This window comes from Micromonospora sp. AKA38 (genome assembly GCF_027925725.1).
Taxonomy (GTDB): domain Bacteria; phylum Actinomycetota; class Actinomycetes; order Mycobacteriales; family Micromonosporaceae; genus Micromonospora.
The window spans coordinates 717,408-730,307 of sequence record NZ_BNEI01000002.1 but is presented as its reverse complement, the minus strand read 5'-3'; the positions used below and the strand labels follow the sequence as shown (position 1 = coordinate 730,307).

Annotated in this window: 15 protein-coding genes; 8 read left to right on the top strand and 7 right to left on the bottom strand. The window is 74.5% G+C overall.

Annotation, left to right across the window (positions count from 1 at the left end):
- Nucleotides 1-4: 4 nt before the first annotated feature.
- From trmD to TPA0908_RS06790, 7 genes are all read left to right on the top strand, one after another.
- Entirely contained in the window at nucleotides 5-793 is a 789-nt protein-coding gene (gene trmD, locus TPA0908_RS06820; RefSeq protein ID WP_281935693.1) for a tRNA (guanosine(37)-N1)-methyltransferase TrmD, read from the top strand.
- A 143-nt stretch (nucleotides 794-936) separates the two neighbouring features.
- Nucleotides 937-1,296: a 50S ribosomal protein L19 gene (rplS, locus tag TPA0908_RS06815; RefSeq protein ID WP_091064199.1), complete on the top strand. Its 360-nt coding sequence runs from the start codon at nucleotides 937-939 to the stop codon at nucleotides 1,294-1,296.
- A 171-nt stretch (nucleotides 1,297-1,467) separates the two neighbouring features.
- Nucleotides 1,468-2,349, top strand: a complete 882-nt coding sequence (lepB, locus tag TPA0908_RS06810) for a signal peptidase I (RefSeq protein ID WP_281935691.1) — start codon at nucleotides 1,468-1,470, stop codon at nucleotides 2,347-2,349.
- On the top strand, nucleotides 2,346-2,978 hold the full coding sequence (gene lepB, locus TPA0908_RS06805) for a signal peptidase I (protein ID WP_281935690.1): 633 nt from the start codon (nucleotides 2,346-2,348) through the stop codon (nucleotides 2,976-2,978). The genes lepB (TPA0908_RS06810) and lepB (TPA0908_RS06805) overlap by 4 nt, the downstream gene beginning before the upstream one ends.
- A gap of 46 nt (nucleotides 2,979-3,024) precedes the next feature.
- Nucleotides 3,025-3,492, top strand: a complete 468-nt coding sequence (locus TPA0908_RS06800) for an NUDIX hydrolase (protein WP_281935689.1) — start codon at nucleotides 3,025-3,027, stop codon at nucleotides 3,490-3,492.
- Nucleotides 3,486-4,334: a ribonuclease HII gene (locus TPA0908_RS06795; protein WP_281935688.1), complete on the top strand. Its 849-nt coding sequence runs from the start codon at nucleotides 3,486-3,488 to the stop codon at nucleotides 4,332-4,334. Before TPA0908_RS06800 ends, TPA0908_RS06795 begins: the two co-directional genes overlap by 7 nt.
- Nucleotides 4,331-4,654 (top strand): DUF2469 domain-containing protein, encoded by a 324-nt coding sequence (locus TPA0908_RS06790; protein ID WP_007075222.1) that lies wholly within the window; start codon nucleotides 4,331-4,333, stop codon nucleotides 4,652-4,654. Before TPA0908_RS06795 ends, TPA0908_RS06790 begins: the two co-directional genes overlap by 4 nt.
- A gap of 36 nt (nucleotides 4,655-4,690) precedes the next feature.
- Here the strand turns inward: TPA0908_RS06790 and TPA0908_RS06785 are convergent, their stop codons facing one another.
- Together TPA0908_RS06785 and TPA0908_RS06780 are read right to left on the bottom strand one after the other, a co-directional pair.
- Nucleotides 4,691-5,797 carry a sulfite oxidase gene (locus TPA0908_RS06785; protein WP_281935681.1) on the bottom strand — a complete coding sequence of 369 codons (1,107 nt, stop codon included), beginning with the start codon at nucleotides 5,795-5,797 and terminating at the stop codon, nucleotides 4,691-4,693.
- Nucleotides 5,794-6,444 (bottom strand): SAM-dependent methyltransferase, encoded by a 651-nt coding sequence (locus tag TPA0908_RS06780; protein ID WP_281935679.1) that lies wholly within the window; start codon nucleotides 6,442-6,444, stop codon nucleotides 5,794-5,796. The genes TPA0908_RS06785 and TPA0908_RS06780 overlap by 4 nt, the downstream gene beginning before the upstream one ends.
- A 132-nt stretch (nucleotides 6,445-6,576) precedes the next feature.
- Here TPA0908_RS06780 and TPA0908_RS06775 point away from each other — a divergent pair, with 132 nt between their 5' ends.
- Nucleotides 6,577-7,371, top strand: a complete 795-nt coding sequence (locus TPA0908_RS06775; protein ID WP_281935677.1) for a murein hydrolase activator EnvC family protein — start codon at nucleotides 6,577-6,579, stop codon at nucleotides 7,369-7,371.
- Here the strand turns inward: TPA0908_RS06775 and TPA0908_RS06770 are convergent.
- The 5 genes from TPA0908_RS06770 to TPA0908_RS06750 all read right to left on the bottom strand — a co-directional run bounded on the left by TPA0908_RS06770 (nucleotide 7,305) and on the right by TPA0908_RS06750 (nucleotide 12,834).
- Entirely contained in the window at nucleotides 7,305-8,486 is a 1,182-nt protein-coding gene (locus TPA0908_RS06770; protein WP_281935676.1) for an aminotransferase class V-fold PLP-dependent enzyme, read from the bottom strand. The two genes, TPA0908_RS06775 and TPA0908_RS06770, sit on opposite strands and share 67 nt — an antisense overlap.
- A 43-nt stretch (nucleotides 8,487-8,529) precedes the next feature.
- Nucleotides 8,530-9,549 carry a tyrosine recombinase XerC gene (locus TPA0908_RS06765; protein ID WP_281935675.1) on the bottom strand — a complete coding sequence of 340 codons (1,020 nt, stop codon included), beginning with the start codon at nucleotides 9,547-9,549 and terminating at the stop codon, nucleotides 8,530-8,532.
- Nucleotides 9,550-9,747: 198 nt separating this feature from the next.
- Nucleotides 9,748-10,956: a DNA-processing protein DprA gene (locus TPA0908_RS06760; RefSeq protein WP_281935673.1), complete on the bottom strand. Its 1,209-nt coding sequence runs from the start codon at nucleotides 10,954-10,956 to the stop codon at nucleotides 9,748-9,750.
- On the bottom strand, nucleotides 10,953-12,473 hold the full coding sequence (locus TPA0908_RS06755; protein WP_281935671.1) for a YifB family Mg chelatase-like AAA ATPase: 1,521 nt from the start codon (nucleotides 12,471-12,473) through the stop codon (nucleotides 10,953-10,955). Before TPA0908_RS06755 ends, TPA0908_RS06760 begins: the two co-directional genes overlap by 4 nt.
- Before the next feature lies 1 nt (nucleotide 12,474).
- Entirely contained in the window at nucleotides 12,475-12,834 is a 360-nt protein-coding gene (locus TPA0908_RS06750) for a YraN family protein (protein WP_281935668.1), read from the bottom strand.
- Nucleotides 12,835-12,900: the final 66 nt, after the last annotated feature.

The window sequence follows — 12,900 nt, the reverse complement described above, 5'->3', positions numbered from 1 at the left end:
CCGCATGCGCGTCGACATCGTCTCGATCTTCCCGGAGTACTTCGCCCCGCTGGACCTCTCGTTGATCGGCAAGGCCCGGGCGAACGGGCTGCTGCGGCTGGCCGTACACGATCTGCGGACCTGGACCCACGACGTGCACCGCACGGTGGACGACACGCCCTACGGCGGCGGTCCCGGCATGGTGATGCGGCCGGAGCCGTGGGGTGAGGCGCTGGACGCGCTGGCCCCCGACGAGCTGAGCCCGGACGGCCACACGCTGCCCCGGCTGCTCGTCCCGTCGCCGGCCGGCGTCCCGTTCACCCAGGCGATGGCGCACCAACTGGCCACCGAGTCGCACCTGCTCTTCGCCTGCGGCCGGTACGAGGGCATCGACCAGCGGGTGCTCGACCACGCGGCGGCCCGGATGCCGGTGACCGAGGTCTCACTCGGCGACTACGTGCTGTTCGGCGGCGAGGTCGCCGTGCTGGTCATCCTGGAGGCGGTGACCCGGCTGCTGCCCGGGGTGCTCGGCAACGCCGGCTCGCTGGACGAGGAGTCGCACGCGCACGGGCTGCTGGAGGCGCCGCTCTACACGAAGCCGGCGACCTGGCGTGACCTCGACGTGCCCGAGGTGCTCCGCTCCGGCGACCATGCCCGGATCGCGCGCTGGCGACGCGACGAGGCGCTGCGGCGCACCGCGGCCCGTCGCCCCGACCTGGTCGGCGCGCTGCCCCCGGAGAGCCTGGACCAGCGGGACCGGGCGGCGCTGGAGCGGGGTGGGTTTCAGTCCCCGCCGGGGCATGTGGCAAAGTAGAGGGGTTGCCGCATCCGCTCACGCCGTGGGCGGCTGCGAGGACCCCCGACCGGGGCCGGCGTCGCCGGTCACCACCCGGGGGTCAGAATCACCCGTTCGCGCATCGACTGACGATGCGCCGTGAGCCTCACGAGGACGCAGCGATGAACATCCTGGACGCCCTTGACGCCCAGTCGAAGCGCGCCGACCTGCCCGACTTCCGTGCCGGTGACACCGTCAAGGTGCACGCGCGGGTCGTCGAGGGCAGCCGGTCCCGGGTCCAGATCTTCCAGGGCGTGGTCATCCGTCGCCAGGGTGACGGCCTGCGCGAGACCTTCTCGGTCCGCAAGATCAGCTTCGGTGTCGGCGTGGAGCGGACCTACCCGCTGAACAGCCCGGGCATCGACCGGATCGAGATCGTGACCCGCGGTGACGTGCGGCGCGCCAAGCTCTACTACCTGCGCGAGCTGCGCGGCAAGAAGGCCAAGATCAAGGAGCTGCGGGAGAAGCAGCCGGCGAACTGATCCACTTCCGCCACGCCGTCCCGCCTGCGCGGATGTCGTATCGACCGGATCGCATTACCCTGGTCGGTACGGGCGCAGCCGGACGGCGCGAAGCGGTCCACTGCCGCCCGTGGGGTCTTCGAGGAGACTCCCGGGCGGTAGTGTCGTTTTCGCGGCGATCCGGAGAGTGGCATGGTGCAGATGCTTGACGAGGACGGCACCGTCGATCCCTGGCGCCGGCGGTCCCGGCGTTCCCGACGGCAGATGCCCCTCTGGCAGGAGTTGCCGCTGCTGCTCGTCGTGGCGTTCTGCCTCGCGGTGCTGATCCGCACGTTCCTGCTCCAGGCATTCTTCATCCCGTCCGGGTCGATGGAGAACACGCTGCTCATCGGCGACCGGGTGCTGGTCAACAAGGTCGTCTACGACATGCGCGACCCGGTCCGCGGCGAGGTCGTGGTGTTCCGGGGCACCGACCGCTGGGTCGCCCAGGAGGCGCCGGCCCCGCCGACCAACCTCGCCGGCAAGGTCGGCCGCACGCTCGGCGACCTGGTCGGGGTCAGCCGCCCCGGCGAGAAGGACTTCATCAAGCGTGTCATCGGGGTGCCGGGCGACAAGGTCTGGTGCTGCGACAACGGCCGCGTCGTGGTCAACGGCACGCCGCTGGAGGAGCAGGCGTACGTCTCCGAGGACTCCCCGGTCGACCTGCCGCCCAACCCGAAGGAGTGCCGCTCCCGGCAGTTCACCGAGGTGGTGGTGCCGCCGGGGCAGATCTTCGTGATGGGCGACCACCGACTGGTGTCGCAGGACGCCCGCTGCCAGGGGCCGGTGCCGATCGACAACGTGGTCGGCCGGGCCTTCATGATCGTCTGGCCGTCCGAGCGGTGGACCAGCCTGCCCGTACCCAAGACGTTCGCGGACCTGCCCCGCGCGGACGCCGCGCCGGCCCGTCCGGTCCCGATCGATCCCGACCCGCTGGGGGGTGTCGTCCTGATTCTTCCGGTCGCGGCCACGCTGGCCGTTCTCCCGGGTTCGGGGCGACTGCGCCGCACCGGTGGACGTAGGCTCCTCCCGTGATTGACGAGCAGACCGAAAAGCCGCGCAGCTCCTTCTGGAAGGAACTGCCCATCCTCCTGGGTGTGGCGATCCTGGTCGCAGTGCTGGTTCGTGCCTTCGTGCTGCAGACCTTCTTCATTCCGTCCCCGTCCATGGAGAACACCCTCGCGATCGACGATCGGGTGCTGGTCAACAAGCTGGTCTACGACTTCCGCTCGCCGCACCGCGGTGAGGTGATCGTCTTCAAGGCGCCCACCGAGTGGAGCGGCAACCCCAACGGTGAGGACTTCATCAAGCGGGTGATCGGCGTCGGGGGCGACCACGTGGTCTGCTGCGACCGCACCGGTGGCCAGGAGCGGCTGGTCATCAACGGCAAGCCGATCGACGAGCCGTTCGTCTTCCCCGGCAACAAGCCCGCCGACCAGGACTTCGACATCACCGTGCCGAAGGGTCGGCTGTGGGTGATGGGCGATCACCGGGAGGCCTCCGGCGACTCACTGGAGCACTGGCAGCAGTCCGGTGAGGACATCACCGAGGCCACCATCCCGGAGGGTGAGGTCGTCGGCCGGGCCTTCACGATCTTCTGGCCGGTCGACCGGGCCACCTGGCTCACCGTGCCCAAGCAGTTCGACGGCATCCCCAATCCCTAACCGGAGCGCGTGGTCGTTCGTCGGAGGCGTCTGGCAGGCTGGTGCGGTGACCGTCTACACCCCTCGTCGCGCGGCCCGGGTGCTGCTGATCGACGCCGCCGGCCGGGTGCTGCTGTTCGAGGGCAGCGATCCGGGCCGGCCGGGGCACCGCTACTGGTTCACCCCGGGCGGCGGGCTCGACCCGGGGGAGACCCCGGCGCAGGGCGCGGCGCGGGAGTTGGCCGAGGAGACCGGCCTCCGGCTGACGCCGGCCGAGCTGGGCGCGCCGGTCTGGTCGGAGACCGTCGAGTTCCCGTTCGACGGCGTCTGGTACCGCCAGGAGCAGGAGTTCTTCCTCGTCCGGGTGCCCGGGTGGGAGGTCGACACCGCCGGCTTCGACGAGATCGAGCGGGCCAGCGTGCACGGGCACCGCTGGTGGGTGGTGACCGACCTGGCCGCCACCACCGAGCGCTACTACCCGCCCGACCTGCCCGACCGGCTCGGCCGGGTGCTGACCGGGGGTGGCACGTGCTGACCCCGCCGCGCACGGTGGTGCGCCGCGACGGCGGCCTCTACGCGTTGGAGCGGGCGCTGCAACGGCGCGGCTTCCGGCACGTGGCGGGCGCCGACGAGGCCGGCCGGGGCGCCTGTGCCGGGCCGCTGGTGGCCGCCGCCGCGGTGCTGCCCGAGGGGCGGCGCGGTGAGATCGACGAGCTGGCCGACTCGAAGCTGCTCACCCCGGCGGCCCGCGAGCGGGTCTACCACCAGGTGGTGGCCCGGGCCCTGGCGTACGCCGTGGTGATCATCCCGGCCGAGGAGGTCGACGCGCGCGGGCTGCACGTGTGCAACCTGGCCGCGATGCGCCGCGCGCTCGCCTCGCTCGACACCCGGCCGGACTACGTACTGACCGACGGCTTCGGGGTGGACGGGCTCGACGTGCCGGGGCTGGCGGTCTGGAAGGGGGACCGGGTGGCGGCCTGCGTCGCGGCGGCGAGCGTGCTCGCCAAGGTCACCCGGGACCGCATCATGGTGGAGCTGGACGGGCGCTTCCCGGGCTACGGCTTCGCCGAGCACAAGGGCTACATCACCGCGGAGCACAGCGCGGCGCTGCGGGAGCGGGGGCCCTGCCGGGAACACCGGTTCTCGTACGTGAACGTGGCGGCCGTCTCCGGGCGGGACGGCCGGCCGCCGCGGGCCCGCCGCCCGGCCGGCGGGGAACCGACGGCACCGCTCACCGGTCGTGGGGCCGGGGGTCGGGACGAGCCGATGGAGCACTCCGGCCCGCCAGGGGGTACCGTCGGCGTGGCGTTGGGCGAGCAGCCTCGACCTCCGGTGTCGGTGGGGGAAGATGTGGTCATGGAAGGCGGAGTGCGATGAGCGCGGAAGATCTCGAGAAGTACGAGACCGAGATGGAGCTGCAGCTCTACCGGGAGTACCGCGACATTGTCCGTCAGTTCTCCTACGTGGTGGAGACCGAGCGCCGTTTCTACCTGGCGAATCAGGTGGACCTGCACGTCCGCAACTCCGACGGTGAGGTCTACTTCGAGGTCGAGATGCACGACGCCTGGGTGTGGGACATGTACCGTCCTGCCCGTTTCGTCAAGAACGTCCGAGTAATGACGTTCAAGGACGTCAATGTGGAAGAGCTCGAAAAGCCCGACATCTCGCTTCCCGCGGATTCGGGCTTCGGCGGCTGAGCCGGGCGGGCCGAACCGCCCGCCGCCGGCCGCCGATCACTCCGCCGGCACGACCACCTCGACGCGCTGCACCAGGTTGTTCGCGAACCCACCCCGGTTCCACGGCTGCTCGACCGGCTGGGTCCGCCCCGAGGCGTCCGTCGCCCGCGCCCCCAGCACGTACCGCCCCGGCGTCGCCGTCCACGCCACCGACCACCGGCGCCACGCCCACCCGCCCCCGGTGGGCTCGTCCAGACGCGCCGACGTCCAGGTGTCGCCGCCGTCGAACGTCACCTCGACCGACGTCACCGGCGCGTGCCCCGACCAGGCGCGACCGTCCACCGTGCACGGCCCCGGCCGCAGCACCCGCGTCCGGGACATGAAATCCGGGAACCCGGGCGGACGCACCAGCGCGCGCGGCTCGATCCGGGTCACCGGCACGCCCGGGTCGACGGCGTCGGTCCGCAGCCGGTAGGCCACCGCGTTCTGGTAACCGTCGAACGGCTCCGTCGTCACCCGGATGTCGCGCAGCCACTTGACGTGCGCCATGCCGTACCAGCCGGGCACGATCAGCCGCAACGGGGCGCCGTGCTGCGGCAGCAACGGAGCGCCGTTCATCTCGTACGCCAGCAGCACCTCCTCGCGCAGCGCGTCGGCCACCGGCAGCGCGCGTTGGTAGTCCTGCTCGACGCCGCGCTCCACCCCGTGATCGGCGCCGGTGAACACCACGTCGACCGCGTCGGCGGACAGGCCGGCCTCGCGCAGCAGCGGAGCCAGCGGGGTGCCCGTCCACTCGGCGTTGCCCACCGCCTCCACCAGCCAGGGCTGGCTGACCGGACGTGGACGCAGCAACGCCCGCCCGTTGCCGGCGCACTCCAGCGTGACCTGCCGGGTGACCCGGGGCCGGGCGCGCAACGTCGCCAGGTCCAGCCGGAGCGGGCGCTCGACCGCCCCGGACACGGTCAGCGTGTGCCCGGCCGGGTCCACGTCCGGGATGTCGTAGTGGATGAGCAGGTAGTGCAGGCCCGCCGGCGTCACGTCGTACCGCAACGCCTCCAGCGGGATGCCGTGGTTGCGCGCGGCGAGCTGAAGCTCCTCGACGCTGATCGCCTCGTCCGGCCCGGCGACCCGCGAGGGGCGGCTGACGTCGTCCACAGAGGTCATCGCTGCTCCAACTCGTCGTACCCCACGAACTCGAACATCCGCACCCCCGGGGCGAGCGGCCGGGGCGGGCCGGTGAAGCGGTGCGCGCCGACCCCCACCCCGTCGGCCGGGCTGCTCACCGCCACCGGCACGAAGCCCTCCTCGGCGAACCAGTCGCAGATGACGGGCACCAGGTCCGGCTCCCGCCGGTGCCGGGTCCACAGCACCGTGCCACCGGTGGCGCAGAGCGACGCACAGTGTCGCACCGTCGACCGGATGTCGTCGTCGTCGATATTGCCGAAGATGCCGCAGGCCAGCACCAGGTCCGCCGGGACCAGGTCGGCGTAGCGGTCGGTCAGGGCCGCGTCGCCGGTGACGACCTCCACGCCGGTCAGCCCCGCCTCGGCGGCGGCCCGGCGGGCCGGTTCGGTGTTGCGCGGATCCAACTCGACCAGGCGGGCGGTCACGTCCCGGCCGCGGGGATGGGTGGCGAGCACCGGGATCAGGTCGCGTCCCTGGCCGGCGCAGAGGCTGATCGCGCGCAGTGGGCCGGGCGGCGCCGCGTCCAGCGCCTCGACGATCCGGTGCCGCACCTCGGCGAGCCGCCGGGACAGCGCCGAGTCGGGTTGGTCGTAGTCGCGGTGCCAGGCGTGCCAGTCCTTCGTCACGCGGCCAGCATAGGCGGATCCGCTATAGCAGATCCGTCCCGAGTTCGGGCGTCGTCCACAAGCGGGTGTCCGTCCACAGCGTCGTCCGCGAGCGGTGGTCGGACGCCGGGCGGCGCGGGCAGAGTGCGCGGCATGGCTACCCCGATCGGTCGCGCCGGTTCGGCCGTGCTGCTGGTGCTACTCCTCACGCCGGGCCCGTCCGCCGAGCCGTCGCGCCGCCCGGCACCGGCCGGCGCCGTACGCCCGGCGGGCCCACCGCCGGCCGCGGCCGTACCTCCCGTCGGGGCTGCGCCACCGCCGGTCCGGGCTTCCCCGCGGGACGGCGCCGCACCGTTGGTCGGTCCAGCGCCGGTTCGGGCCTCTCCGCCGGCCGGCGCCGCACCGTTTGTCGGTCGACCGGTGTCGGCGGCGCCGGGAGCCGGTCCGGCGGCACGTTTCCGGTGGCCGTTGCCGGGCCCACCCCGGGTGGCCCGGCGGTTCGACCCGCCACCTGAGCCCTGGCTGCCCGGGCACCGGGGCGTGGACCTCGTCGCCACACCGGGTGCCGAGGTGCGCGCCGCCGGAGCGGGCACGGTCCTCTTCGCCGGTGCGGTGGCCGGCCGGCCGGTGCTCACCGTCGGGCACGGTGACGGGCTGCGCACCACCTACGAGCCGGTCCGTTCCCGGCTCGCGGCCGGCACCCGGGTCGACGCCGGCACCCCGGTCGGCGAGCTGCTCGCCGGGCACCCCGGCTGTGCCGCCGCGGCCTGCCTGCACTGGGGACTGCGCCACGGTGACGACTACCTGGACCCGCTCGCCCTGCTCGGGTTGGGCCGGGTCCGACTCCTCCCCCTCGACCCGACGCCGGCCAACCCGGGCGCTCAGCCCTGGGCGAGCAGCGCGGGCAGCCGTGCCGCCAGCCGGTCGTACTCCTCCGGGGTGTTGTAGACCTGGCCGCACAGCCGCAGGTAACCCCGGCCGTTCCAGCCGGCCACCGACACCTCGGCGGCCAGCCGGTCCGCGATCCGGGCCCGCAGCGCCCGGGCCGCGTCCAGCGTCGTCGCGACGCCGGGCGGCAGCGGCACCAGGCGCATGGCGACCGCCGGTCCGCCGGGCGCCGGCAGCCGCTCCGGCGCCACCCCGAGCGCGTCCCCGACCACCCGTTGCCCGTACGCGGCCAGCGCCGCGTTGTGCGCGCGCACCCGGTCCACGCCGAGGCTGCGCAGCGTGAACAGGCCGACCGGGGCGGCCAGCCAACCGGTGTAGTCGAGGGTGGCCTGCCACTCGACCCGGGTGGGGAACCCGCTGCCCTGCTCCCACGAGACGACGAGCGGCTGGATCCGCTCCCGCCACGGCTCCGCCACCACCAGCGCGGCGGTGCCGCGCGGCGCGTACGCCCACTTGTGCAGGTTGCCGACCCAGAAGTCGGCGCCGACCGACGCCACCGTGGCCGGCAGCATGCCCGGCGCGTGCGCCGCGTCCACCAGCACCGGCACGCCCCGTTCCCGGGCCACCGCGACGAGCGCCGCCGCCGGGAACAGCCGGGCGGTCGGCGAGGTGAGCTGGTCGACGATCAGCAACCGGGTCCGCTCGGGGCGCAGCCCGGCCCGGACGATCTCGACGATCTCCTCGTCGGTGGCCGTCAACGGCACCGGCAGGGTCCGGGACACCGCCCCGGTCCGCTCGCACTCCCGGGCCACCGACAGGGCGACCGCCCCGTACCCGTGGTCGGTGGTCAGCACCTCGTCGCCGGGGCGCAGCCCGAGCGACTGCAACACCACGGCCGCGCCGGTGGTGGCGTTGCCGACCAGGGCGGTGCCGTCCGGGTCGGCGCCGAGGAAGGTGGCCAGGTGCCGCCGGGCGTGAGTGATCCGGTCGACCAGGCCCTGGGCGAAGAACCGCAGCGGGTTGGCCTCCATCTCGTCGCGCAGCCGCTGCTGGGCGCGCTGCACGGCGACCGGTACGGCACCGAACGAGCCGTGGTTGAGGTGGCTGACGGACGGGTCGAGGGAGAAGAGCAGCCGAGCCCCGGGAATCGGCTCGGGCGGCTGCGGCACCGTCATCCGTCGATGGTAGCCCGCCGTGGATCACCGCCGGCCGGTTCCGTCAGGCCCGTGGGTGCGCCTGCCGGTAGGCCGCCCGCAGCCGCTCGACCGAGACGTGTGTGTAGATCTGCGTGCTGGCCAGTGACGAGTGGCCGAGCAGTTCCTGCACGGCGCGCAGGTCCGCGCCGCCTTCGAGCAGATGGGTGGCGGCCGAGTGGCGCAGCCCGTGCGGGGTCACCCGCGGCACGCCGGCCGCGGCGGTCCAGCCGGCCACGATCCGCCGGGCGGTGGTCGGGTTCAGCCGTCCGCCCCGGGCCCCGAGCAGCAGCGCGCGGCCCGAGCCGGGCACCACCAGGGCGGCCCGACCGGCGTCGAGCCACGCGTCCAGGGCGCGCTGCGCCGGGACCCCGTACGGCACCGCCCGCTCCCGACCGCCCTTGCCCAGCACGCGTACCACCCGGCGGGCCTGGTCGACGTCCGTGACGTCCAGGCCGCACGCCTCGCTGATCCGCACCCCGGTGCCGTAGAGCAGTTCGAGCAGCAGCCGGTCCCGCAGCAGCACCGCCTCCGGCGTACCGGGCCCGTCGCCCGCCCCGGCCCCGGCGTCGGTCCCGGCGGGCAGCCCCGGGTTCCGGTCGGTGGCCTCGGCGGTCCGTGCCGGGGCGTCCATCAGGGCGGCGGCCTGATCGGCGCGCAGAACCGTGGGCAGGTCCCGGCGGGCCCGAGGGCTGGCCAGCGGCGCGGCGACGTCGCCGGGGAGCAGGCCGGCCCGGTGCGCCCAGGCGCTGAAGGTCCGGGCGGCGGCGGCCCGCCGGGCCAGCGTCGTCCGGGCGGTCCCCATGATCCGCTGCCGGGCCAGCCAGCTGCGCAGCACCGCGAGGTCCAGCTCGGGCAGGTCGGCGCAGCCCATCCGCGCCGCGTGGTCCAGCAGTGAGACCACGTCCGTAACGTACGCCCGGACGGTGTGCGCGGAGCGGTTCCGCACCCGGGACAGGTGGTCGGCGAAGTCGTCCACCGCCGCGCGCATGGCGGTGGGCAGCGCCGCGTGGAGGTCGCGGGTGCCGCCGCGTCGTCCGCTCATGCCCACCTCGTCGTCGATCCCGCACCGGCGGGGGCCCCGTGGTCGGGATGAGCCTACGGGCACCGGTTGAGCCGCTCGGGCACCGACAGGCGGACCCGCGCTGCCCGCCGCAGTCCGTCGTGCGGTCTCCGTCCACCGTGGCCTGCCGGACGCGATCCGGGCCCTCGTCGCGGAGCTGGAGACCGGGGAGCGGAACGCTCACCCATCTCCGGTCCCGGCGTCCGTCCGCCTGACGGGCGTCGGCGGGGGAGCCAACGCGTACCCGCCGTCACGGCGCACCACGAGGTGGAGCTCCTCCAGCAGCGACAGCTTCCGCATGGCCGCCCGGATGTCCACGCCGGCCCGGGCGGCCAGCGCCTCCAAACCGATCACGCCGCGACGCGGAAACGTCTCCACCAGCAGCGTGGCCTCGTCGTCGAGCTGGTCGGTGGGCCGGCTCGGCCCGCGTACGGGCGGGGCGAGGTCCGCGCCGATCCGACCCACCTCCTCCAGCACGTGTGCCACGCCGGTGACCAGGCGGGCCCTCGGCTCCTCGCGGAGGATCTCGTGGGCGCCGACGGACATGGCCGACGTGACCGGACCCGGAACGACCATGGCCGGGCGGCTGAGGGCGAGCGCCCGTCTCGTCGTCTGGGTCGCCCCGCTGCGGGCGGACGCCTCCACCAGCACGGTGCCGACGGTTCCGGCGGCGATCACGCGATTCCGGATGAGGAACCGGGGACGCAGGGGCTCCGCCCCCGGCAGCCATTCGCCGAGCAGCAACCCGGACTCGGCGATCCGGTCGAAGAGCGCGGCGTTGCCCATCGGGTAGGGCCGGTCTATCCCGCACGCCAGCACGCTCACCGTCACCCCGCCCGCGTTCAGCGCGCCCCGATGCGCCGCCGCGTCGACGCCGAAGGCGCCCCCGGAGACCACGGTCCAGCCCCGGTCGGCGAGACCGTAGCCGAGTTCGGTCGCCACGTGCAGGCCGTACGCGGTCGCGGCCCGGGCGCCGACCACGGCCACGGAACGCTCCAGGGATTCGTCCAGTCGCGGGGCGCCGCGCAGCCACAGGCACAGCGGCGGGGCGGTTTCCAGGTCCACCCGCCGGCTGGCGTCGGGCAGCCGGAGACGGCGCAGGTCGGCGAGTCGAACCGGCCACTCGGCGTCCTCCGGGCAGATGACGCGGGCACCGAGCCGTTCCGCGCGGGCCAGCGCGTCGGCGGCGACGCCGCGTGCGTCACCGCCGGCGCGGCGGGCCGCCACGGTGGCGCGGAGCCGGTCCTCGGGTGCGCCGCCGTCGAGCAGCAGGTCCAGCGTGGCGATCGGGCCGATCGAGTCCACCAGCCGGTACACGGTCCAGGTGCCGGGCTCGGCGAGCCAGGTCAACGCCAGCCGGGCGAGCAGCCGCTCCTCCCTGGTGCTCATGCGCCTGCTCCCGTCCTGAGTTGGAGGGCCTCCAGCACGTCCTGCCGGTCCGGGCGTGCGCGCCCGTCCAGGTCGGCGACGGTCCAGGCCATTCGGATGACGCGATCGAAGCCGCGTGCGGAGATCGATCCGGAGTCCAGCCGGGCGCGTAGCTCAGCGGTGTCGTCGGCGGGGAGCCGCCACGGTGGACGGCGGAGGAGCGGCCCCGGTATCTCGGCGTTGAGCCGGTGCCCGGTGCCGGCCCACCGGTCGGCGGCGGCTCGTCGGGCCGCGGTGACGCGGGCGGCGACAGTCGACGAGGACTCGCTCACGGTCACCGTCTCCATCAGCTCCGCCGCGGTCACCGGCATCAGTTGCACCTGCACGTCGACCCGGTCGAGCAGTGGCCCGGAAAGCCGGCCGAGGTAGCGCCGCCGGGCCTGCGGTGCGCACTCGCAGTCGGCGTCGCCGGACGGCTTCGCGCAGGGGCAGGGGTTGGCGGCCAGCACCAGTTGGGAACGGGCCGGGTACTCAACGGCGCCCCGGGTGCGGGCGACCCGGACCCGTCCGCTCTCCAGCGGCTGGCGCAACGCCTCCAGCGCGCCCTTGCTGAACTCCGGCGCCTCGTCGAGGAAGAGCACGCCCCGGTGGGCCAGTGACACGGCGCCGGGCCGGGCCAGCCCGGAGCCGCCGCCGACCAGCGCGGGCACCGTGGCGGTGTGGTGCGGCGCCTGGAACGGTGGGCGGCGCAGCAGCCCGCCGCCGGGCGGCAGCAGGCCGGCGATCGAGTGCAGCGCCGTCACCTCCAGGGCGGCCTCGTCGTCCAGCGCGGGCAGGATCGACGGCAGCCGTTCGGCGAGCATGGTCTTGCCGGCCCCGGGCGGGCCGAGCAGAGCGAGGTGGTGGCCGCCGGCGGCGGCGATCTCCAGTGCGCGCCGGCCGAAGGGCTGCCCGGCGACGTCGCTGAGGTCGGGACCGGTGGGCGTGCCGGCCGGCGGCGGCTCCGGTGAGGCGAGCAGTGGCACGCCGCCGCGAACGTGCGCGACGAGCCGGTGCAGCGTGTCGACCCCGTGCACCCGTACGCCGGGGATGACGGCGGCCTCCGCGGCGTTGCCGGCGGGCACCACGACCCGCGGGCAGCCGGCCCGGGCGGCGGCGGCGACCATGGGCAGAGCGCCCCGGACCGGGCGGACCGCGCCGTCGAGACCGAGTTCGCCGAGGACGACGGTGCCCTCCAGGGCGACCGGCGGTAGTTCGCCGGAACCGGCGAGCACGGCGACGGCGATGGCGAGGTCGAACGCGGAACCGTACTTGGGCAGGGTGGCGGGGAGCAGGTTGAGTGTGATCCGCCGGTTCGGCCACTTCTGGCCGGAGTTGACGATGGCGGCGCGAACCCGGTCGCGGGCCTCGTGCAGCGCGGTGTCCGGCAGGCCGGAGATGAGCACCGCCGGCAGGCCGGGCGCGAGGTCGGCCTCCACCTCGACCACCTGCCCGGACACGCCGGCCAGCCCGACGCTGAGGACCTTGGCGTAGCCCATGTCAGAACGCGCCCCGGAGGTGTTCCACGCGGGCGTGGCCGGCGGCCGGCAACCGGACCGAGAGCACGTCGAAACGGACCTCGTCGGCGGTGGTGCCGGTCTCGGCGAGCCAGCGGGCGGCCAGGCCGCGCAGCCGGCGTGCCTTGGCCCGGACCACGGCCTCGGCGGGGGAGCCGTACCGCTCGGTGCGCCGCGTCTTCACCTCGCAGAAGGCGAGGACCGGCCCCTCCCAGGCGATGATGTCGATCTCCCCGTCGGGGCAGCGCCAGTTGCGGGCGATCGGGCGTAGCCCGGTCTCGATCAGGTGCCGCAGCGCGCACCGCTCGCCGTAGGCGCCGACGGCCTGGTTCCGGTTCGTCATGCCGGTCAGGATGCGGGCCACCGGGCCGATCGTGCGCGTCCCGCGGCTCCGGCCTGTGGATGACGG

Excerpts from the sequence above, each read along its gene's own strand:
- TPA0908_RS06755 (WP_281935671.1), bottom strand. The coding sequence starts at position 12,473 with ATGGGCTACGCCAAGGTCCTCAGCGTCGGGCTGGCCGGCGTGTCCGGG.
- TPA0908_RS06765 (WP_281935675.1), bottom strand. The coding sequence starts at position 9,549 with ATGAGCGGACGACGCGGCGGCACCCGCGACCTCCACGCGGCGCTGCCC.
- rplS (WP_091064199.1), top strand. The coding sequence starts at position 937 with ATGAACATCCTGGACGCCCTTGACGCCCAGTCGAAGCGCGCCGACCTG.
- lepB (WP_281935691.1), top strand. The coding sequence starts at position 1,468 with ATGGTGCAGATGCTTGACGAGGACGGCACCGTCGATCCCTGGCGCCGG.
- TPA0908_RS06790 (WP_007075222.1), top strand. The coding sequence starts at position 4,331 with ATGAGCGCGGAAGATCTCGAGAAGTACGAGACCGAGATGGAGCTGCAG.
- trmD (WP_281935693.1), top strand. The coding sequence starts at position 5 with ATGCGCGTCGACATCGTCTCGATCTTCCCGGAGTACTTCGCCCCGCTG.
- TPA0908_RS06775 (WP_281935677.1), top strand. The coding sequence starts at position 6,577 with ATGGCTACCCCGATCGGTCGCGCCGGTTCGGCCGTGCTGCTGGTGCTA.
- TPA0908_RS06785 (WP_281935681.1), bottom strand. The coding sequence starts at position 5,797 with ATGACCTCTGTGGACGACGTCAGCCGCCCCTCGCGGGTCGCCGGGCCG.
- TPA0908_RS06750 (WP_281935668.1), bottom strand. The coding sequence starts at position 12,834 with ATGACGAACCGGAACCAGGCCGTCGGCGCCTACGGCGAGCGGTGCGCG.
- TPA0908_RS06760 (WP_281935673.1), bottom strand. The coding sequence starts at position 10,956 with ATGAGCACCAGGGAGGAGCGGCTGCTCGCCCGGCTGGCGTTGACCTGG.
- TPA0908_RS06770 (WP_281935676.1), bottom strand. The coding sequence starts at position 8,486 with ATGACGGTGCCGCAGCCGCCCGAGCCGATTCCCGGGGCTCGGCTGCTC.